The organism is Pseudomonas putida (assembly GCF_022627325.1).
GTDB lineage: Bacteria > Pseudomonadota > Gammaproteobacteria > Pseudomonadales > Pseudomonadaceae > Aquipseudomonas > Aquipseudomonas putida_X.
Genome location: NZ_JAETZZ010000011.1, coordinates 24,147 through 44,918 on the forward strand (window position 1 = coordinate 24,147; position 20,772 = coordinate 44,918).

The 20,772-nt window shown below is 61.3% G+C and carries 18 protein-coding genes and 3 tRNA genes; 6 read left to right on the forward strand and 15 right to left on the reverse strand.

The features are described from left to right. The first annotated feature begins 31 nt into the window (after positions 1 to 31). Positions 32 to 394: a diacylglycerol kinase gene (locus tag JNA92_RS17675; RefSeq protein ID WP_008094698.1), complete on the forward strand. Its 363-nt coding sequence runs from the start codon at positions 32 to 34 to the stop codon at positions 392 to 394. On the opposite strand, the gene finR is transcribed toward JNA92_RS17675, so the two are convergent. Then, on the reverse strand, positions 391 to 1,317 hold the full coding sequence (gene finR, locus JNA92_RS17680) for a LysR family transcriptional regulator FinR (RefSeq protein WP_241805956.1): 927 nt from the start codon (positions 1,315 to 1,317) through the stop codon (positions 391 to 393). The genes JNA92_RS17675 and finR overlap by 4 nt on opposite strands. A 117-nt stretch (positions 1,318 to 1,434) precedes the next feature. On the opposite strand from finR, the gene fpr reads away from it, so the two are divergent. Next, complete coding sequence (fpr, locus tag JNA92_RS17685) at positions 1,435 to 2,214, forward strand: ferredoxin-NADP reductase (RefSeq protein ID WP_012315841.1); 780 nt, start codon at positions 1,435 to 1,437, stop codon at positions 2,212 to 2,214. Between the two features lie 195 nt (positions 2,215 to 2,409). On the opposite strand, the gene tsaA is transcribed toward fpr, so the two are convergent. The 5 genes from tsaA to rimO all read right to left on the reverse strand — a co-directional run bounded on the left by tsaA (position 2,410) and on the right by rimO (position 6,325). After that, on the reverse strand, positions 2,410 to 3,105 hold the full coding sequence (gene tsaA, locus JNA92_RS17690; protein WP_241805957.1) for a tRNA (N6-threonylcarbamoyladenosine(37)-N6)-methyltransferase TrmO: 696 nt from the start codon (positions 3,103 to 3,105) through the stop codon (positions 2,410 to 2,412). Positions 3,106 to 3,111: 6 nt separating this feature from the next. Continuing rightward, positions 3,112 to 3,573 carry a DUF1456 family protein gene (locus JNA92_RS17695; RefSeq protein ID WP_241805958.1) on the reverse strand — a complete coding sequence of 154 codons (462 nt, stop codon included), beginning with the start codon at positions 3,571 to 3,573 and terminating at the stop codon, positions 3,112 to 3,114. Positions 3,574 to 3,620: 47 nt separating this feature from the next. After that, entirely contained in the window at positions 3,621 to 4,331 is a 711-nt protein-coding gene (locus tag JNA92_RS17700) for an rRNA pseudouridine synthase (protein WP_241805959.1), read from the reverse strand. A gap of 121 nt (positions 4,332 to 4,452) precedes the next feature. Continuing rightward, entirely contained in the window at positions 4,453 to 4,908 is a 456-nt protein-coding gene (locus JNA92_RS17705; RefSeq protein WP_241805960.1) for a GNAT family N-acetyltransferase, read from the reverse strand. A gap of 85 nt (positions 4,909 to 4,993) precedes the next feature. Beyond that, entirely contained in the window at positions 4,994 to 6,325 is a 1,332-nt protein-coding gene (rimO, locus tag JNA92_RS17710) for a 30S ribosomal protein S12 methylthiotransferase RimO (RefSeq protein WP_241805961.1), read from the reverse strand. 236 nt (positions 6,326 to 6,561) lie between these two features. Here rimO and JNA92_RS17715 point away from each other — a divergent pair, with 236 nt between their 5' ends. After that, positions 6,562 to 8,460, forward strand: a complete 1,899-nt coding sequence (locus JNA92_RS17715; protein WP_241805962.1) for a potassium transporter Kup — start codon at positions 6,562 to 6,564, stop codon at positions 8,458 to 8,460. Between the two features lie 36 nt (positions 8,461 to 8,496). Here the strand turns inward: JNA92_RS17715 and JNA92_RS17720 are convergent, their stop codons facing one another. The 5 genes from JNA92_RS17720 to JNA92_RS17740 all read right to left on the reverse strand — a co-directional run bounded on the left by JNA92_RS17720 (position 8,497) and on the right by JNA92_RS17740 (position 13,178). After that, positions 8,497 to 9,789, reverse strand: a complete 1,293-nt coding sequence (locus JNA92_RS17720; protein ID WP_241805963.1) for a virulence factor family protein — start codon at positions 9,787 to 9,789, stop codon at positions 8,497 to 8,499. After that, positions 9,789 to 12,431: a bifunctional lysylphosphatidylglycerol flippase/synthetase MprF gene (mprF, locus tag JNA92_RS17725; RefSeq protein WP_241805964.1), complete on the reverse strand. Its 2,643-nt coding sequence runs from the start codon at positions 12,429 to 12,431 to the stop codon at positions 9,789 to 9,791. The genes JNA92_RS17720 and mprF overlap by 1 nt, the downstream gene beginning before the upstream one ends. A 245-nt stretch (positions 12,432 to 12,676) precedes the next feature. After that, a tRNA-Met gene (locus tag JNA92_RS17730) sits at positions 12,677 to 12,753 on the reverse strand. 135 nt (positions 12,754 to 12,888) lie between these two features. Beyond that, a tRNA-Met gene (locus JNA92_RS17735) sits at positions 12,889 to 12,965 on the reverse strand. A 136-nt stretch (positions 12,966 to 13,101) separates the two neighbouring features. Beyond that, positions 13,102 to 13,178 (reverse strand) — tRNA-Met (locus JNA92_RS17740). Positions 13,179 to 13,397: 219 nt separating this feature from the next. On the opposite strand from JNA92_RS17740, the gene dinB reads away from it, so the two are divergent. Further along, the gene (gene dinB, locus JNA92_RS17745) at positions 13,398 to 14,456 is read left to right on the forward strand and encodes a DNA polymerase IV (RefSeq protein WP_241806130.1); all 1,059 of its coding nucleotides are present in this window, start codon (positions 13,398 to 13,400) and stop codon (positions 14,454 to 14,456) included. A gap of 31 nt (positions 14,457 to 14,487) precedes the next feature. Here dinB and JNA92_RS17750 read toward each other — a convergent pair whose 3' ends face one another. From JNA92_RS17750 to JNA92_RS17760, 3 genes are all read right to left on the reverse strand, one after another. Then, on the reverse strand, positions 14,488 to 15,441 hold the full coding sequence (locus tag JNA92_RS17750; protein ID WP_241805965.1) for a hypothetical protein: 954 nt from the start codon (positions 15,439 to 15,441) through the stop codon (positions 14,488 to 14,490). A gap of 20 nt (positions 15,442 to 15,461) precedes the next feature. Further along, a complete protein-coding gene (locus JNA92_RS17755) occupies positions 15,462 to 17,177 on the reverse strand; it encodes a proline--tRNA ligase (RefSeq protein WP_241805966.1) in 1,716 nt (571 codons plus the stop codon). 160 nt (positions 17,178 to 17,337) lie between these two features. Then, positions 17,338 to 18,621 carry an OprD family porin gene (locus JNA92_RS17760; RefSeq protein ID WP_241805967.1) on the reverse strand — a complete coding sequence of 428 codons (1,284 nt, stop codon included), beginning with the start codon at positions 18,619 to 18,621 and terminating at the stop codon, positions 17,338 to 17,340. Positions 18,622 to 19,381: 760 nt separating this feature from the next. On the opposite strand from JNA92_RS17760, the gene JNA92_RS17765 reads away from it, so the two are divergent. Further along, the gene (locus JNA92_RS17765) at positions 19,382 to 19,801 is read left to right on the forward strand and encodes an HIT family protein (protein WP_241805968.1); all 420 of its coding nucleotides are present in this window, start codon (positions 19,382 to 19,384) and stop codon (positions 19,799 to 19,801) included. Between the two features lies 1 nt (position 19,802). Then, positions 19,803 to 20,009, forward strand: coding sequence for a SlyX family protein (locus tag JNA92_RS17770; RefSeq protein WP_039602955.1), 207 nt, complete (start codon positions 19,803 to 19,805; stop codon positions 20,007 to 20,009). A gap of 39 nt (positions 20,010 to 20,048) precedes the next feature. On the opposite strand, the gene JNA92_RS25840 is transcribed toward JNA92_RS17770, so the two are convergent. Next, positions 20,049 to 20,642 (reverse strand): cold-shock protein, encoded by a 594-nt coding sequence (locus JNA92_RS25840; protein ID WP_277818202.1) that lies wholly within the window; start codon positions 20,640 to 20,642, stop codon positions 20,049 to 20,051. Between the last annotated feature and the right edge of the window lie 130 nt (positions 20,643 to 20,772).

Genomic DNA, 20,772 nt, shown 5'->3' on the forward strand with positions numbered 1-20,772 from the left:
CTGCTGGCCTTTCATCGGTGAAGTGACGCACATGTCGCCATTCAAAGGCCAGACCGGCCTCAAACGTATCTTCAATGCCGCCGGCTATTCGCTGGACGGCCTGCGCGCTGCCTTCAAAGGCGAGGCTGCTTTCCGTCAACTGGTACTGCTCAATGTGCTGCTGATCCCGATTGCCTTTTGGCTGCCGGTAAGCCGCGCAGAGCGGGCCATCATGATTGCGGTGTGCCTCCTCGGGCTGATCGTCGAACTGTTCAACTCGGCGGTAGAGGCGGCCATTGACCGCATTTCGCTGGAGCGCCACCCGCTTTCGAAAAACGCCAAGGACATGGGCAGTGCTGCGCAACTCGTAGCGTTGACGATGGTGGCGTTGGTCTGGGGCGTTATTCTGCTCTAAGCGATCGGCGGCAGAACAATTTCGTCACTGCGGGTGAAGCCTGCGGTGAAGTTACGGCACAACTCAAGAAACTCGCGCATGGCCGAGGTCTGGTATTTTTGCTTGTGCCAGATGAAATAGAACTGGCGCATCAGGTCCAGCTCCGGGGTTTCAACCGGCACCAGGCTGCCACGCCGGAAGGCATCACGCAGTGCCAAGCGCGATATGCAGCCAATGCCCAGGCCTGATTCCACAGCGCGTTTGATCGCTTCGGTGTGTTCCAGCTCCAGGCGGATGTTCAGGTTGGCGCGATGATGGCGCATGGCCTGGTCGAACGTCAGTCGTGTCCCAGAACCCTGCTCACGCAGGATCCAGGCTTCCTGGGACAGGCTTTCGATATCTGCATGGCCCACCTCGGCCAGCCGGTGTTGCGGCGCGCAGAACACCACCAGTTCGTCCTCCACCCAAGGCTGCACCTCCAGGTCTGGATGGCTGCAGTCGCCTTCGATCAGACCCAGATCAATTTCGTATTGTGCAACCTGGTGCACGATATGGGCTGTGTTCTGCACGTGCAGTTTGACCTGGCTTTCCGGGTGTACCTGCATGAAGCTGCCGATCAGCAAGGTGGCCAGGTAGTTGCCAATGGTCAGTGTGGCGCCGACTGCCAGTGAGCCAAAACCGGACTTGCCGTTGAGCAGGTCTTCGATCTCCTTGGCCTGGTCGAGCAGCGCAACCGCTTGCGGCAGCAACTGATGGCCCAAGGCATTGAGGGCCAAGCGTTTACCTGCACGATCGAACAACTGGCAGCTCGATTGCCGCTCCAGTTCAGTGATGGACGTGCTGGCAGCCGACTGCGACAGGGCCAGCACGCTGGCGGCTCGAGAGACGCTCTGATGCTGGGCCACGGCGACGAATACCTGTAGCTGACGAAGTGTGAATCGCATATCTATATAACCGATAACACATATCTTGATAATTCAGTTAACAGATATTGTCGCTGCCCCTAAACTATCGCGCAACTGTGCGCTTTGCGCGCTGCGTTTTCTTCAGGAGCCCCATCGATGAGCAACATGAACCACGAACGTGTCCTCAGTGTGCATCACTGGAACGACACTCTGTTCAGCTTCAAGTGCACCCGCGACCCGGGCCTGCGCTTCGAGAACGGTCAGTTCGTGATGATCGGCCTGCAGCAGGACAGCGGCCGTCCGCTCATGCGCGCCTACTCCATCGCCTCGCCCAACTGGGAAGAGCATCTGGAATTTTTCAGCATCAAGGTGCCGGACGGTCCGCTGACCTCCCAGCTGCAGCACCTGAAGGAAGGCGACGAGATCATCATCAGCAAGAAGCCTACCGGCACGCTGGTCCTCGACGACCTCAACCCGGGCAAGCATCTGTACCTGCTGAGCACCGGCACTGGCCTGGCGCCGTTCATGAGCGTCATTCAGGACCCGGAAACCTACGAGCGCTTCGAGAAAGTGATCCTGGTGCACGGTGTGCGTTACGTGAATGAAGTGGCCTATCGCGAGTTCATCACCGAACACCTGCCGCAGAACGAGTTCTTCGGTGAAGCGGTACGTGACAAGCTGATCTACTACCCGACCGTGACCCGCGAGCCGTTCGAGAACCAGGGCCGTCTGACCGACCTGATGCGCAGCGGCAAGCTGTTCAGCGACATTGGCCTGCCACCGATCAACCCGCAGGACGACCGCGCGATGATCTGTGGTAGCCCGAGCATGCTCGACGAGACCAGCGAAGTCCTCGACAGCTTCGGCCTGAAGATCTCCCCGCGCATGCGTGAGCCGGGTGACTATCTGATCGAACGTGCCTTCGTCGAGAAGTAATCGACCGGTAGCAAGCTTGGCCTGATGCCAGTCAGCCAAGCGCTTTACGGCCCATCCCCGGCAAGCCGGCCCCCACAGGTACAGCGCAGGCCTCAATGACTGCGCGGTCCCTGTGAGGGCCGGCTTGCCTGCGATCGGCTGCGTAGCAGCCCTGACAAGGCCATTAAGCCTGTGCGCCTGAGGCTGCCAGTGCCTTCAGTTTTCCGCAACGACCTCAAGCACCCGAATCACATCCGGCTCCGGGTAGTGCCACCTGACCTGCACATCCCAGAACTTCACCCCATACACCCGCTCCGGTACTGGCACCTGATAGGCCGGTCGAGGGTCCTGTGCCAGGCACTGCTCGATCAGCTCCACCAGTGGCTCGCCCAGGCGCAGGGCGTGTTCGCGCGCCTGGGGCAGGGCACTATCGCCCCATTGCACGGCGATCGCGGCAGGCGCATCGCTGGCCATCAGGTTGCTCGCCCCGGCGATGCTATCGGCATAGGGAACATACGGTTTGATGTCCAGCACCGGCGTGCCATCGAGCAGATCGATGCCGGACAGTAGCAGCCGCCCCGGTTCCACCCCCTCCAGGCGCACCACCGACTGGCCGATACCATTAGGCCGGTGGGTCGCTCGCGTGGCGAACACGCCCATGCTCTTGTTGCCGCCCAAGCGGGGTGGGCGCACCTTGAGGCGTGGCTTGTCTTCCAGGGCCTGATGGAACAGGAACAACAGCCACACATGGCTGACCTGCTCCAGGCCCGCCACGGCCTCACCTTGGTCGAACGGCGGCAGCAACTCAAGTACCCCACGTGCAGCCGGCGCCAGCTGTGGCTGCCGTGGGATGGCGAATTTCTCCTTGAAGCAGGAGCGCACGATGCCAACAGGCGAAACCGTATGGTGCATCGCGAGTCAGCCGCGTACGCGCAGGGTCAGGCCCTTGAGGAAGTTGCGCAGCAACTGGTCGCCGCAAGGCCGATAGTTGTCATGGCCCACCTTGCGGAACAGTGCGCTGAGTTCGGGCTTGGAAACCGGGAAGTTGACCGACTTGAGGATCGCATGCAGGTCGTCTTCCTTGAGCTCGAAGGCTACGCGCAGCTTCTTGAGGATGGTGTTGTTGGTCACCGGCAGCTCAACAGGCTGTGGCGGACGGCTGTCGTCCTTGCCGCGACGGTAGAAGACCAACCCGTCGAGAAAGTGCGCCATGACCCGTTCGGGGCAGCGCACAAACCCGGCCTCGTCCTCTTTCTTCAGGTAGGTGGCGAGCACCAGCGGATTAACCTCCAGGCCCGAGAGCGCGATGATCTCGGCCATCTTGGCGTCGTTCACCTTGAGCATGTAGCGCAGGCTGCGCAGGACATCGTTGTGGTTCATTGCTGCAAAATCCTGTTCAAATGCCACGCCAGGGCGTGGCGCATTGCTTAGAAACGTTCAGTGCCGGCCAGGTAGCGCCAGTTGCCCACTGGCAGCTTGCCCATGGAGACACCACCCAGGCGAATGCGGCGCATGCTGAGGATTTCCAGGCGCAGGTAGGCGCAGATCTCGGAGATTTGCCCAGGCTGTGGATTTTTCAGGGCCAGGCGCAGGTGGGTCTCGTTCTGCCAGCTGGCCTTGGCCTTGGGCAGTTCCCGATCATTGCGCGTCGCGCCGCGCGCCAGGCGCTCCAGCGCCTGTGGCGTAGTCTCGCCGCGCACTTCGATGATGTATTCCTGTTCCAGGCGACGCAGGTCGGCTTCGATCTTGCGGGTAACCCGCCAATCCTGGGTGAACACCTGCAGGCCACTGGCTCCGCGCTCCAGGGGGGCCGAACAGGTCAGCCGGGTGAAGTGCCCGTGCAGCGGCCGCACGCCTTCGCGATGCGCTTCGCTGAGGCTGGCCATGTTGATGCTGGCGCGGGCCGTATCGATATCGACACCGGCAGGCTGGTTGAGCAGCAGGGTAACCGGGTCAAGCGCCTCGGCATTGGCGCCCGGCAACAGCTCGACCGCTTGCTGGTCAACCTTGAACTGAGGCTGCTCGACTACCACGCCATCGACCGTGACCCACCCTCCTTCGATGTACAGCTCTGCCTCCCGGCGTGAGCAACCGAGCTGCTCGATGAGGCGTTTGGACAGGCGGACGGGTTCGGACATGGCGGGCAATTCGCAAGGCAGGGAAAGTCTTGCATTGTACCTGTCCATGCGGGGCTGATGACGGGAATCTGTGCCAAATCCGCCATTTCGGAAGTATTGCACGGCATCCTGCGACAAAGTCTTAGGACGCTGTACGAATAAGCTTCATATGAAGCAATGGATAGGGCTGCCCCAGGCCATCCGTTTCCGAGCGCCCGATCACTTCGAAGCCCTCGTGCCGGTAGAAGCCCAAGGCTTGGGGGTTCTGTTCGTTGACGTCCAGGTACTGGGCGTTCAGTTCGCTGATGGCATAACGGAGCAAGCGCTTGCCCACGCCTCGGCCGCGGTATTCCGGTGCCACGAACAGCATGTCCACACGCCCATTGGCGACACCGGCAAAACCGCAGATGCGCTGGCGGTCCTTGCAGCAGACCAGCATCACGGCATCCAGGTACTTGCGTAGCACATGATCGCGCAGCAGCAGGATGTAAGCGTCTGGCAGAAAATCGTGGGTTGCGCGCACCGAGCTTTCCCAGACCTGAACCAGTTCCGGGTAATCAGACAGGTGGGGCGTTTGCAGCGTCAATGCCGAATGCATGCCGGTGTTCCTCGGTGGCCAATGAGGAAACCATAGATGCAAAAAGCCCCGCCAGTGGGGCGGGGCTTCTTCTATAGGCGCGGCCTCAGACTGGCTCTGCCCACATGTCGTACTCGTCGGCATCGACCACCCGGCAACGGACCTTGTCGCCCGGTTTGAAGCCATGGTCGCCGTCGATGAATACGCTGCCATCGATCTCAGGTGCATCGAAGAAGCTGCGGCCAACCGAGCCTTGCTCTTCGACTTCGTCGATCAGCACTTCGATTTCCTTGCCGATACGCAGTTGCAGGCGGGCGCTGCTGATAGCCTGCTGGTGAGCCATGAAGCGGTCCCAGCGCGCCTGCTTGACGTCATCCGGCACCTCTTCCAGGCCCAGGTCGTTGGCAGGCGCACCCTCGACTGGTGAGTACTGGAAGCAGCCGACACGGTCGAGCTGAGCTTCGGTCAGCCAGTCCAGCAGGTACTGGAAGTCTTCTTCGGTTTCGCCCGGGAAGCCGACGATGAAGGTCGAGCGAATCACCAGTTCCGGGCACTGCTCGCGCCAGCGCTTGATGCGCGCCAGGGTGCGGTCTTCGAAGGCAGGGCGCTTCATCGACTTGAGCACTTTCGGGCTGGCGTGCTGGAACGGGATGTCCAGATACGGCAGGATCTTGCCGGCGGCCATCAGCGGGATCACGTCGTCGACGTTCGGGTACGGATAGACGTAGTGCAGCCGCACCCAAGCGCCCAGGCTGCTCAGCGCTTCGCACAGCTCAAGCATGCGGGTCTTGACTGGCCGACCGTTCCAGAAATCGGTCTTGTACTTGACGTCGACGCCGTAGGCGCTGGTGTCCTGGGAGATCACCAGGATCTCCTTGACGCCGGCCTTGACCAGGCGTTCGGCTTCGCTCAGCACCTCGCCGACCGGGCGGCTGACCAGCTTGCCGCGCATCGACGGGATGATGCAGAAGCTGCAGCTATGGTTGCAGCCTTCGGAGATCTTCAGGTAGGCGTAGTGGCGCGGGGTCAGCTTGACGCCCTGCGGTGGCACCAGGTCGATCAGCGGGTTGTGGTCCTGGCGGGGTGGTACCACTTCGTGCACGGCGTTGACTACCTGCTCGTACTGCTGGGGGCCGGTGACCGACAGCACGCTGGGATGCACGTCACGGATGCTGCCTTCCTCGACACCCATGCAGCCGGTGACGATGACCTTGCCGTTTTCCTTGATCGCTTCGCCGATCACTTCCAGCGACTCGGCCTTGGCGCTGTCGATGAAGCCGCAGGTGTTGACCACCACCACGTCGGCATCCTCGTAGGTGGGCACGACTTCATAACCTTCCATACGCAGCTGGGTCAGAATGCGCTCGGAATCAACCAGGGCTTTTGGGCAACCCAGGCTGACGAACCCTACCTTGGGGGTGGCGGGAGTGGTGGACATGACTAACCTCGGTATTGAATACAGGCCGCCCGGCCGGAAACGGCGGCGACCCTGACGGGCGCTTTTGGGCGCCTCTGATCAAAAAGTGCGCAATTCTAGCGAGCGCAAGGTCGCTTGACCAGCACAAATGCGACGAACGCTGCGCTATGCTTCGCCCCGTTGCGCCGGGGTATGTGCGATCCCCAGGCGTGGGGCAGAATTCTACGGGTCTAGATGGCCGTTTGCGGGAGTGGTCGATGGTTCAGGCAAGCAGTCACGCCGAGGGCGGTCAGGGGACGACGCGGTCGCTGAGCCTGTTGGTGGCAGCTGTTGGGGTGGTCTACGGCGATATCGGAACCAGCCCGTTGTATACCCTCAAGGAAGTTTTCACCGGCGGTTACGGGGTGCCGGTCAGTCACGATGGTGTACTGGGGATCCTCTCGCTGATCCTCTGGTCGCTGCTGTGGGTGGTTTCGTTCAAGTACGTGATGTTCATCCTGCGCGCCGACAACCAGGGGGAGGGCGGCACCATGGCCCTGACCGCGCTGGCGCGGCGGGCCACGGCGGCCTACCCACGCCTGCGCACGCTGATGGTCATCTGCGGCCTGATCGGCGCCTCGCTGTTCTACGGCGACAGCATGATCACCCCGGCGGTTTCGGTGCTGTCGGCAGTGGAGGGCATGGGCCTGGCATTCGAGGGTATCGACCATTGGGTGGTGCCGCTTTCGCTGGTGGTGCTGGTGGGGCTGTTCCTGGTGCAAAAGCATGGCACCGATAAGATCGGCAAGCTGTTCGGCCCGATCATGGTCACCTGGTTCGTGGTGCTGGCGGCGCTGGGGGTGCATGGCATCTCGCAAAGCCCCGAGGTGCTCAAGGCGTTCAACCCGGGCTGGGCGGTGCATTTCTTCATCGTGCACCCGGGCATGGGCGTGGCCATCCTCGGTGCGGTGGTGCTGGCCTTGACCGGTGCCGAGGCGCTCTACGCCGACATGGGCCATTTCGGGCGCAAGCCGATTGCCCGGGCCTGGTTCGCCCTGGTGCTGCCAGCATTGGTGCTCAATTATTTTGGCCAGGGCGCGATATTGCTGCAAAACCCTGATGCTGCGCGCAACCCGTTCTACCTGCTGGCGCCGGCCTGGGCGTTGCTGCCGCTGGTGGGCCTGGCCACCATGGCCACGGTAATCGCTTCGCAAGCGGTGATCTCGGGTGCTTTCTCCCTGACACGCCAGGCTATCCAGTTGGGTTACATCCCGCGCATGCATATCCAGCACACCTCCAGCGACGAGCAGGGGCAGATCTACATCGCAGCGGTCAACTGGACCCTGATGGTGGGCGTGGTGCTGCTGGTGATCGGTTTTGGCTCATCCGGCGCGCTGGCGGCTGCTTATGGCGTCGCGGTGACAGGTACGATGCTGATGACCACCATCCTGGTGTCGGCGGTGATGCTGTTGTTGTGGAAGTGGCCGCCGGTGCTGGCGGTACCGATTCTGATTGGTTTCCTGCTGATAGACGGGCTGTTCTTCGCCGCCAACGTGCCGAAGATTGTCCAGGGCGGCGCCTTCCCGTTACTGGCCGGGGGTGTGCTGTTCCTGCTGATGAGCACCTGGAAGCGCGGCAAGCAGATTCTGGTCGAGCGAATCGATGAGGGTGGGCTGCCGCTGCCGGTTTTCATCAGCAGCATTCGCGTACAGCCACCGCACCGTGTCGAAGGTACTGCCGTGTTCCTCACCGCGAGGCCGGATGCGGTGCCGCACGCGCTATTGCACAACATGTTGCATAACCAGGTGCTGCACAGCCAGGTGGTGCTGCTGACGGTGGTGAGTGAAGACCGGCCGCGGGTGCCCGAGCAGGAGCGATTTGAGGTGGAGGCCTATGGCGACGGCTTCTTCCGGGTGCTGTTGCACTTCGGTTTCATGGATGAGCCGGATGTGCCGGCGGCCCTTAAGCTATGCCACCTGGACGGCTTGGATTTCAGCCCGATGCGTACGACTTATTTCCTTAGCCGCGAAACGGTGATCGCGTCGCGTCTTGAGGGGATGTCGCGCTGGCGGGGCAACCTGTTCGCGTTCCTGCTCAAGAATGCCAACGGTAACCTGCGGTTCTTCAACCTGCCGCTCAACCGGGTGATCGAGCTGGGTACACAGGTCGAGATCTGACGCCCGTGAGGGCCGCAATGCGGCCCTCGCCAGGCCTCAGTTCTGTTCTGCCACGCTAGGCTTGCCCTGGCGTGTTTCAATTTCATCGATCAAGCGCTTGGCCAGCGCCGGATAGTTCTCGTCGAAGTGGTGCCCACCGGGCAGCTTCATGCGTTCGCCCACGGCAGTCTTGTCGGTGCAACCGCTTTCGTCGGCCTCTTCCACGCCATAAATGCACACCACTTTGGCCGCCGGCAGTTTCGCCATCTCCGGCCCGGTAGGTGCTTCCTGACCTTCCTTGCCCAACCAGCCCTCAACCTCGATCTCGAAGCTGCCACTGCGGGCGAAGGCTAGCAGCATCACCGCATCGACACGTTGCTGGTCCTCGGCAGGCAGGCGATTGTAGATGGCCGGCAGCACGTCGGCCCCGAACGAATAGCCGGTCAACACGAAGCGCTTGGTACCCCATTTCTGACGATAATGCTGCATCAGTGCCGACAGGTCGGCAGCGCTTTGCTCGGGTGTCTTGTGCTGCCAGTAGTAACGCAGGGTGTCTATGCCGACCACTGGGTAACCCAATTTGGCCATTTCACCGGCCACATCGCGGTCCAGGTCGCGCCAGCCGCCATCGCCTGAGAGGAAGAGGGTGACGGTGTCGGTGGTTTGCCCGGCGGGCACCTCCACCACCGGGATAGCCAGCGCGTTACCATCGTGGCCCACCAAGGCCTGGGTCAGCTGCGCCTTGAGCACTTGTGGCAGGTGAATGTCGTAGTCGCTGATGCTGGTCTCGGCATTGCGCTGGTCGCGCACGAACGCGGCGCTGGCATCATCCGGGTTGTCGTTCCAGGCGACGCTCCAGTGGCCATGAGGGGCGGACTTGGGCAAGGCTGCAGTGCACCCGGGCTGCTCCATGTTGAAGTCGACGGAGATGGCTCGGGCCTTGTCGTCATTCTGCGTGGCCAGCCAACGCCATGCCTGGGCCGCACCTGGGCCGATACCGGCCACCAGCGTCGGTTTTTCGGCCAGCAAGGTCATGGCCTTGTCCATCGACTGCTGCTGGTGAGTGCAGTCCCCCGGCGGCAGGATCACCTGCACCAGCTGGGCCTCACCGGCCTGACTCAAGTCAAGCAACTGCTTGTCGGTCAGCGCCTGGTCCTCAGGCACGCCGATGGCCACCCAGGCCTTGGCATGAACGCCCGGGGTGACGCGGGTGATGTGGGTGTCATTGACCGGCAGTTGCTCAAGGTGCGCCTCTGGGGCCGGACGGGCCCACAACCAGAAGGCGGTAGCCCCGGCCAATGCGGCCAGCAGCAGGGGTATCAGTAGGTACAGCCAGTAGCGTCGGATCATCAACGTTTCACCAATCCAGTCAGGCCGCCTGCAATCAGGGCGGCAGTGTCGGCCAGTGCCACCAGCGGGTCGAGCCCGGCTGGCACAGCCATGTAGCGGGGTTCCCAGTCCGGTTGGAACTTGTCCTTGAAGCGGCGTAGCCCCTGGAAGTTGTAAAGCTGTTCACCGCGACGGAACACCATCGAGCCCAGGCGCTGCGCGAGGGGGGCGCCGCGCCGGGGCTGCAAGCCGGAAAGCGGTACCATGCCCAGGCTGAACCGGCTGTAGTCATGGTTTTTGTAGTGCAGGATCAGGCCGATCATCATGAATTCCATGGTCAGCTTCGGTGCTTCGGGGTGGGCGCGCATCAGATCCAGGCTGGCCAGTTCGTGGCCGTGAGTCTCAAGCAGGTTGGCAAACGCCACCGGCCGGCCTTGGTAGCGAATCAGGGCGATGCGAAAATGCTGCAGATACTCAGGGCTGAAACGGCCCAGCGAGAAGCCCTTTTCGCGCACGTTCTTGCCGCCGAGCCAGGCATCCGAGATTTCCTTGAGCTCGGCCAGGGGGGCCTGGCCGGGTTCATGGATCTCCAGGCTCAAGCCGTCGCGGCCGCCGCGGTTCCAGGTGTAGCGCAGGTCTTTCATCTCCTTGCCTTTGGCTTCGATGTCGAAGCGGCGCAAGTCGACCCGGGCCTCTTCGCCGAGCTTGAGTGCGGTCAGGCCGATGTCCATGTAAAACGGCAGATTCTCCGCGCGCACCTGGTAGAACACCGGGCGAGCATGGTGCAGGTCGCACAGGTCGCGGAATTGCCAGATCATCTCGGCGCGTTCCTGGGCCGGGCCGATCGGATCGTACAGCGCTACCAGGCTGCGGCCCCGGCGTGCGTACATCAGGAAGGCGTTGTCATTGGGATGGAACAGCAGGGCCTTGTCACCGGTCAGCGCCAGGCCGCCGTCAGGTTGGTCGGAAGCCAGCAGGATGCGGTTGGCGCGCTGTATCTCAGCGTCGTCTGGCAAGTGTATGACCGGCCGGGCAGTGCGCAGCAGCCAGGTCAGGGCCACGGCCAGCAACAGTATCGCGCTGCCCATGGCGGCGCGCAGGCCGCGTGGGGCATCGGCATCGAGGGTGAATTGCCACCACAGTTCATGGCTGTAGGGCACGTCTTGGTAGGCAAAAAGCAGCAGCCACACCGAAGCACCGACCACGCACGCACTCGCTGCCAGGAATACCGGTGAGAACGGCAGTTCCAACAGCCGGCTTGGGCGGTAGAACGAACGGCGGAACAACGCGAGCAGGGCTGCGGTGAAGGTCAGCAGGCAGGCCTCTTCCCAGTCGAAGCCTTTGAGCAACGACAGCAGTGCGCCAACCAGTAGCAGAACGGTAGTCAGCAGCCAAGCCGCAGAGAGGCGTCGGCGCAAGCCCTGGGCCAATAGCAGGCACAGCACGCCAATCAGGCTGGCACCGAAGTGCGAGGCATCTATAAGGCGGTGGGGTACCAGAAAGCCCATGTGTTCCAGGCGAGTGTCGATTTCTGGTGTGGCGCCAGAGAACAACAGCACCACGCCGGAGAGAAACACGAGGATCGCCAGGACCGGAGCGGCCAGCCCGGAGGCGGCCTTGAGCGCCTGCTGCGCAAACAGCAAGCGCCTGGCTTCGTTGGCCAGCAGCAGCACACAGGCCAGCAGCAATGGCAATACCACATAGATCAAGCGGTACAGTAGCAGTGCGGCGGCCAGTGGCGCGGCGCCCAGCTGATTGGCGAAGGCAGCGAGCAAGATCGCCTCGAACACCCCGACCCCGCCAGGCACATGGCTAAGTACACCGGCAGCCAGGGCCAGCAGATACACCAGCACGAACGCGCCGAACGGAGGGGCTTCTGGGAGCAGCAGGTAAAGGACCGTCGCGGCGGCGGCTACATCCAGCGCGGTGATGACCAATTGCAGCGCTGCCAGGCGTGCGCCGGGCAGGCGCAGCGTCCGGCGGCCCAGTTGTACCAGCAGGCTGTCTGGCAACGGCTGCTCTGCCAGGCGTCGGCGATACAGGCCGGCCACCAGTAATGCAGTCAGTACCAGCACGCCGATAGCGACTGCGGCCATTACAGAGGCGGGCAGGTGCAGGGCGGCAGCCGCCGCTGGCAAGTTGCTCAAGGTGGCCAGGGCTGCCAGGGGGGGCAGGGCACAGCCCAAGGAAAGGCTGGCGAACACTGTCATGCGCGCGACTTCGGCGGCCCCCAGGCCTTCTCGAGCATACAGGCGATAGCGCACCGAACCGCCCGAGAGCATCGACAGGCCAATGGCGTTACCAATGGCAAATGCGCTGAAACCGCCCAGCAGAAGCGTACGCCGGGGCAACTTCACGGCGGCGTAGCGGCTGGCCGACCATTCGTACCCCAGCAGGATCAAAAACCCGATTGTCGCCGCGAGTAGTGCGCCGACCAGCGAGCGGGTGGGCACGCTGAGCATCGCATCGTGCAGTGCATAGATATCCAGTTCGCTGAGCAAGTGTCGGCAGGCAATCAGTGCCATCGCGAACAGCACCAGGGTGACTGCCAGGGTGATGGGTTGGCGATAGCGGCTCACCCGCTCCAGCCACGGCAAACGCTGCGCAGCCGTGGGCAGGGTTGAGGCGAGTGGGGCCTGGGCTTCTGGGTTGCGGTCTGTCATGAGTTACCCCGGGCAAGCAGCGCGAGGTAGGGGGATGGTGCGGCCAAGTGAATCTCCCTGTGGAAACGTATCCAGATATTACTCCGGGCAACGTGACTTTCAGTCCTTTGGGAGGGTTAAAGATAGTTCATCCAGAAGGTGGCGCCGCAAAGCCAAGGCTGGCTACGGGGCCGGGATTTTTCAGGAGGGGAAAAACAACAAACCCCGCGCTGCTGTTACACAGGCGGGGTTTGTTCTGACGAATATGGTTGCGGGAGCCGGATTTGAACCGACGACCTTCGGGTTATGAGCCCGACGAGCTACCAGACTGCTCCATCCCGCGTCAGAGGTGCGCATTCTACAGCGTTGACTGCGGCGGTCAAGCATTACTTTTGATGGGTCAGTAACTTACGGGTGGCCTGCTTTTCGAAGGCAAAAGAAAAAGGCCACTGCGTTAACAGTGGCCTTTTCTCGAATCTGGTTGCGGGAGCCGGATTTGAACCGACGACCTTCGGGTTATGAGCCCGACGAGCTACCAGGCTGCTCCATCCCGCGCCTGTGGAAACGAATTCTACAGTGAACGTGCAGGGTGTCAAGCGTTACTTATTGATTTGCTTACGTTTTCAACCAAAGACTATTTTTAGGGCAAAAGAAAAAGGCCACTGCGTTAACAGTGGCCTTTTCTTGAATCTGGTTGCGGGAGCCGGATTTGAACCGACGACCTTCGGGTTATGAGCCCGACGAGCTACCAGGCTGCTCCATCCCGCGCCTGTGAGATCGAATTCTACGGATTTAACGCCCACTGTCAAGCTTTTCGTTCAAAAAACCTTTTTCGTTCAAACCCTTAGCCCTTCAATAAGGCAGGCAACTCAGTCGCTCTGCGGCTTTCAGGCCAATTGTCGAGTGCACCTCTGCGTTGGCTGTCTCGCTGACAGAGCATGCGGTACTATCTGTATGAATTTACAGTGCTGACGGTCATCCATGTCTTTGCGCAAGATCATTCACATCGACTGCGATTGTTTCTACGCCGCGATCGAGATGCGTGATGACCCGCGCCTGGCCGGTCGCCCCATGGCCGTGGGTGGCTCGCCGGACCATCGTGGGGTGATCGCCACCTGCAATTATGAAGCGCGTGCCTATGGGGTGCGCTCGGCCATGTCATCGCGCCATGCACTGAAGCTTTGCCCTGACTTGTTGATCGTCAAACCGCGTTTCGAGGCCTACCGCGAAGCATCACGCGAGATTCATGGCATCTTCCGCGACTACACCGACCTGATCGAGCCATTGTCGCTGGATGAGGCCTACCTGGATGTCAGCGACAGCCAGTGGTTTGCCGGCAGCGCGACGCGCATCGCCGAAGATATTCGCAGGCGTGTCGCGCGCACCTTGCACATCACCGTCTCGGCTGGGGTGGCGCCAAACAAGTTTCTGGCCAAGATTGCCAGTGACTGGCGCAAGCCCAATGGTCTTTTCGTGATTACGCCCGATCAGGTGGAAGCTTTTGTCGCCGCATTGCCCGTTGCCAGGCTGCATGGTGTCGGCAAGGTCACTGCAGACAAGCTTGCTCGGTTGGGTATCGACACGTGCCTGGACCTGCGTGACTGGTCGCGGCTGGCGCTGGTGCGGGAGTTCGGCAGTTTCGGTGAACGCCTATGGGGGCTGGCGCGGGGTGTCGATGATCGCGCCGTGCACAACGATAGCCGTAGGCAGTCAGTAAGCGTGGAGAACACCTATGACACGGATCTGCCGGACTTGGCCAGTTGTCTGGAGCGCTTGCCTGAACTGCTGGTCAGCCTGAATGAACGGATCGCTCGTATGGACAGCAGCTATCGGCCGGACAAACCTTTCGTCAAGGTCAAATTCCATGACTTCAGCCAGACAACCCTGGAGCAGGCAGGGGCGGGTAGGGACCTGGACAGCTATAGACAGTTGCTACGGCAAGCATTCGCCCGCGGTGGCAAGCCGGTGAGGTTGCTAGGGGTAGGGGTGAGGTTGCGCGACTTGCGCGGGGCTCACGAGCAGTTGGAATTGTTCGCAGACGAATAAAAGAAGGGCTGCACTGCAGCCCCTTCTTTTATTACTGTGCGCCTGGGTCAGCCACCAACCGGCCGGTGGCCTTGGTCAGTGCCTGCACAAACTCCTGTTGCAGCTCCGGATCGTTGCGGGTCAGTTCGATCAGGCTCTGCTCCATCTCGCTGGCTTCCTCTTCCAGGCCTAGCTCCGAAAGGCGCTTGACCCGGTGTACCCACTGGCCGACATCGTCGTCTTCCAGGTCGTCGAAAATCAGCTCATGGGCTTCACGCAGCTTGTTGCGCAGGGTGGCGCTGACCAGCAGGCTGGCGTCGCCCCGCACAGCGTTGTCTTCATCGACCACTTGCAGGTGCAGGGTGCCGACGTGGTTCAGGTGCTGCTCCGAGAAAGGGCTGTCCAGCAGGTTCAGGCGTAGCACGCCGTTTCTGTCGGTGGTCAGTGCGTGGGTCATCTTGCCGGCTTTGACCTCGACCAGGCGCTCGCTCCAGGGCAGGCTGGTGAACTCCTCGCGCTTGTCCTTTTGCACTTCACTGATCCCTGCCAGGTTCTGCTGGGCGCGACCGTTGGACTGCACGTTCATGAACGGGTTGAGCCCGGCGACGCCATAGCTGAGCCAGTCGTGCGTCATGCTTTCCGGCAGGTTGCCCAATGCAAAAACGTTGACCACGTTGGCGCCTGCACCGGCCACTACCGCCACCGCGCCCAGCGGGATTTCGTAGATCTCCCGCCAGGGTTGGTAGGGCGTATAGCGGTCATAGCGGCGGGTAACTTCGAACTCGGTGACTTCGAAGCGCCTCTGTTCATTGATGCGTACACGTCGCTGCGGAAGCTCCATCACCTTGGGCTCGCCGACATCAATCTGCAGTGTGTGTTCGAGCAGCTTGCGCTCGACGCGCTCCTCATGCTCGCTGCGCTGGGACATCTGGTTCGCGCAGCCGCCGAGGAACAGGGCGCCGCACAGTGCGGCGCCCCCCAGGGTAAAGGTACTTCGCTTGGACATGATCACTCGTGCATTGATTATCAGCGGCGAACGCGGGCCTGCAGGAAGGTCAGCACTTCATTGAGTGGCAGCGCTTGAGCATCCTGTTCGGTGCGGTGCTTGTATTCCAGGTTGCCATCGGCCAAGCCGCGGTCGCTGACGACGATGCGGTGCGGAATACCAATCAGCTCCATATCGGCGAACTTGATGCCAGGGCTGGTCTTCTTGTCGCGGTCGTCCAGCAGCACTTCGAAGCCTGCAGCCGTCAGTTCGGCGTACAACTTGTCGGTGGCCTCGCGAACCACCTCGGTTTCGTAGCGCAGTGGTACCAGGGCGATCTGGAAGGGAGCCAGGGCGTCGTTCCAGATGATGCCTTTGTCGTCATGGCTCTGCTCGATGGCGGCGGCGACCACGCGGGATACGCCGATGCCGTAGCAACCCATGGACAGCACGACCGGCTTGCCGTTTTCGCCCAGTACCTGGCACTTGAGCGCCTCGCTGTACTTGGTGCCGAGCTGGAAGATGTGGCCCACTTCGATGCCGCGCTTGATCACCAGCGTACCCTGGCCATCCGGGCTCGGGTCGCCCTCGACGACGTTGCGCAGGTCGGCAACCTGTGGGACCGGCAGGTCGCGCTCCCAGTTGACGCCGAAGTAGTGCTTGTCGTCGATGTTGGCACCGATGCCGAAGTCGCTCATCAGGGCAACCGAACGGTCGATGATGATTTCCAGTGGCAGGTTGAGTGGGCCGAGGGAGCCGGCGCCGGCACCAATCGCATCGCGCAGCTCGGCTTCGGTGGCCATGACCAATGGGTCGGCAACCTGCTCGAGCTTGGTAGCCTTGATTTCGTTCAGTTCGTGGTCGCCACGTACGATCAGGGCAATCAGCTTGCCTTCTTCCGCGCCGCGCACGATCAGGGTCTTGACGGTCTTCTCGATCGGCAAGCCGTGGTTCTCGACCAGCTGGGCGATGGTCTTGGCCTCTGGCGTATCGACCAGGCGCAGCTCCTCGGTTGGTGCTGGGCGCACGGTCTCACGCGGGATGGCTTCGGCTTTCTCGATATTGGCAGCGTAGTCGGAGCTGTCGCTGAAGATCACATCGTCTTCGCCAGACGATGCCAGCACATGGAACTCATGCGAGTAGCTGCCGCCGATGGAGCCGGTGTCGGCCTGCACTGGACGGAAATCCAGGCCCAGGCGGGTGAAGATGTTGGAGTACGCCTGGTGCATGCGGTCGTAGGTTTCCTGCAGGGAAGCCTGGTCGGCATGGAAGGAATAGGCGTCCTTCATGATGAATTCGCGGCCACGCATCAAGCCGAAGCGCGGGCGGATCTCGTCACGGAACTTGGTCTGGATCTGGTACAGGTTGAGCGGCAGCTGTTTATAGCTGGACAGCTCGTTACGGGCCAGGTCGGTGATGACTTCTTCGTGGGTCGGGCCTACGCAGAAATCGCGCTGGTGGCGATCCTTCAGGCGCAGCAGCTCGGGGCCATACTGTTCCCAGCGGCCGGATTCCTGCCACAGTTCGGCGGGCTGGATGCTGGGCATCAGCACTTCCAGGGCGCCGGCGGCGTTCATTTCCTCGCGCACCACGGCTTCGACCTTGCGCATGACCCGCAAGCCCATCGGCAGCCAGGTGTACAGGCCGGAAGCCAGCTTGCGGATCATGCCGGCACGCAGCATGAGCTGATGGCTGATGACCACTGCGTCGGCAGGGGTTTCTTTCTGGGTGGCGAGCAAATATTGACTGGTGCGCATGGTTAGCCGTGTCGATTGCCTAAGACATTGAAATGACCCCGCATTGTACGGGGGCGAAACGAAGGCGTACAGGATGCCCCAGGGCGGGGTAATTGTCAGCCAAGAAAAAGCCCGGCGAGCGTGCCGGGCTTTTTCAGGTGCGGGGCACTATAAGCGTGGCTTACAGGATGCTCAGCGGGTACTCGACGATCAGGCGCAGTTCGTCCAGCGACGGGGAGCCGTAGTAGACGCCGTCGGAGGAGCGGTAGGTGGCCTGACGGACGCGGAAGCTGAGGTCCTTGGCCGGGCCTTCCTGCAACACGTACTTGATGTCGATGTCGCGTTCCCATTCCTTACCGTTGGAAGTGCCTGCGACATTGGCGTCGGTACCGCGCACGTAACGGGTCATGAAGGTCAGGCCGGGTACGCCGAACTCAGCGAAGTTCAGGTCGTAGCGCGCTTGCCAGGACTTCTCGTCTTCTGCGTTGAAGTCGGAACGGGCCACCGAGTTACCCAGGAAGACGGTGCCGCCACCGTCGACGCCGTAACCGTAGTCACCATCACCGTGGACGCGCTGATGCACGATGGTGAAGGTATGAGCGCCGATGTTCCACGCAGCCGACAGGCTGAAAGCGGTGTTGTCGAGCTTGTCGCCGTCGTACGCTTTGTACAGGGCGCTGCCTTCGCTCTTGGTGTCATAGATGTTGAAGTCGAACACCAGGCCTTGCTTGTCCGAAATCGGCAGTGCCCAGTTGACATTGCCGTAGTACTTGCGCCAGTAGTCTTCGACCTTGGAGTAGTACAGGCTGGTGCTGAGGCTGTCGGTCAGGGCATAGGTACCACCGACGATGTTGGCTTCAGTCAGGCGCAGGCTGTCGCGGTAGGTCTGGGCCTGGGCGTTCATGCCGGTGAAGTGACCGGCGTGCAGGGTCAGGCCTTCGATCTCGTCGCTGGTGATCAAGGCGCCTTCGGCAACTTCCGGCAGCAGTCGGCTGTCGTCGGTAGCGAATACCGGCAGGGCGGTGAACTGGTTACCGTACTTCAGCACAGTGTTGGAGATGCGCATTTTCACTGCGCCACCGGCTTCGGAGTAGTCATCCTGCGAGCGGCCGTCGGAGCCTTGCGGGAACAGGCCGGTACCGGCACGGCCTTTGCCGCTGTCCAGTTTCAGGCCGAGCATGCCGATGGCATCGACACCGAAGCCTACGGTGCCTTGGGTGAAGCCCGACTCAAAGGTACCGAGGAAGCCGAGGCCGGTTTCTTCTGTGCGGCTCTGGCGATCGCCGGTAACAGGGTCCCGATCATTGTTACGAGCGTCACGGCTGAAGTACAGCATGCGAGTCTTGACGTTCAGCTGGCTGTCTTCGATGAAACCCTTGGATTCGTCCTGTGCAGAGGCAAAGGCCAGCTGCGAGGTCCCTGCCGAAACGGCCAGGGCGATCATGCTCCACTTCATCACGCGCATCGTGATTTGCTCCTTTGGTTTTTAGGAAGAGTACCGCTGCGCCCAAGTCTTTTAGTTATATGGGGCAGCTCTTTCTTGTTATGTCGGCGGAAATGTATAGCACGCAGACTGTCGTTGGCGATATGGGCATATACAACGTTTCGCGAAGTTTACGGCCATGTCGCTTTCAGGTATTTCCATGTCGCAAATCACGTCCCGGAATTCCGAGCCGTACAACGCCAGCGCTGTTCCTGTCACCGTAACGATTCTGTAACTATCGATTTCGGTTGGGGAAACTCCCTGGTGGATCCAAAGCGGCTGTTGTTATTTGTTGCGTCCATCGCTTTATGCAGATGTCGTGCCGACTTGATGTGAGAAGAATGCAACAAGCGTGCTCAAAATTAACAACGGTTCATGAAATTTTCACAAATGCCGCTCACGTGGCCGGAAAATGCCCGTAAACACGGGGCGGCTGGTGGCTGATGGCGTATCTGGCAGCAGCCCGCCCGCAAATTAAAAACCTGCCTTGCAAGTCAATGTGTTACCGCTCGCTGTTCAAGTTGAGTCATTTGTGTGTGTGAAAGCGCAGTGGTGTACTCGTTTGCGGCCTCATTTTGGTGCGAAAAGTAGCGGAGTGTTACCGCGCCTGTGCAGGCTGAAGCGATTCCTGTGCAATAAGGGTGCAGTCTGGGGGCGTGCAGCATGCTTGCGTGGGCGAAGCAGAGTATCCTTGCGCCATAGACCCGCATGGCGGGCCCCTTTTCGTTGGTGGAGGTTTTCAGTGTTTGAGATGGATTTGCGTTTGCAGCAGGACTCATTGGTTCTTGGAGACTTACCGCTGTGCCGTCTGCTGCTTAGCAAGGATGCCAACTACCCTTGGTTCATTCTGGTACCCAAGCGTGCCGGCGTGAGCGAACTGTTCGACCTGAGCCCGGACGATCAGGCGCAGTTGTGGAAAGAAACCACCTGCCTGGCCGAGGCACTCAAAACGGAGTTCGCGGCAGACAAAATGAACGTTGCCACACTGGGTAATGTGGTCAGCCAGTTGCACATGCATGTGATTGTCCGTCGCCACGGGGATGCCGCCTGGCCGGCGCCGGTCTGGGGCAAGGTGCCCGCTGTCGAATACGGGCCGGGGCAGGTCGATGCCATTCGCCAGCGCTTGCGCGTCCTGCTCGATGACACATATGAGGAGGCCTGACATGTCGCCGGAATCGCGCATAGTCGAATTGGAAACCCGTCAGGCGTTTCAGGACGACACCATTCAGGAGCTCAATGACGTGGTGGTCGAGCAGGGGCGGGTGATTCAGCGCCTGCAGTTGCAGATGGCCGAGTTGATCAAGCGTTACGAGGAAATGGTCGGGCAGTATGGCAGTGAGGGCGAGGAAGCGCCGCCGCCTCATTACTGATGGGTGCAAGCCCTGGGGTTGCCCCAGGGCTGCACAGGGTCAGCGGCGGGATACCGCGACCACATCTTCGGCCTGCAGGCCCTTGTCGCGGTGCATTACCGAGAACTCCACACGCTGGCCTTCGACCAGGATGCGATGGCCTTCGCCACGAATGGCGCGAAAGTGGACGAAGATGTCGTCACCCGAATCGCGGGAAATGAATCCAAAGCCTTTAGAGGTGTTGAACCACTTCACCGTGCCGGTATCGCGCGTGCCGGTCTCCTGCGGCGCGCCTTGGCTGGGTCGGTTTTTTCTGGGGCTACGGGCCAAGCCTGCAGCCAGGTGCAGAATGACTGCGAGGCCTGCGCAGACCAGCGCCGCCAGGTTGCCCATTTCGGGGCGGGCCAGCAAGGTCAGGGTTTGCAGTACCACGGCCACCACCAGCAAGGCGCAGGCCAGATGCTGCAATTGCTGGCGGGCGCCGCGGTAATACAGCGGCACGACAGGTGCCAGCAGCAGGTTGAGCAGGCCGAGCAGGGCAAGGTAGACCGCGTCCGGTTGTTGCAGGAAGGGAGTTGCGTCGTTTTTCAGGCTGGGTATGAGCGATAGCAGCAAAGCTGCAGCGCCCGTCAACAGATGGACGATCTTGAACATGGGGTTGGCTCGCAATTGATAAGGCCGATCACAGGAAGAGCTGGCGGCATGGTGCGCATGAGGTGTAGAGCGCGAACACATGGTGAGCCAGCCTATGCACCCGGCAATAACAGCACGCACGGGTGGCACG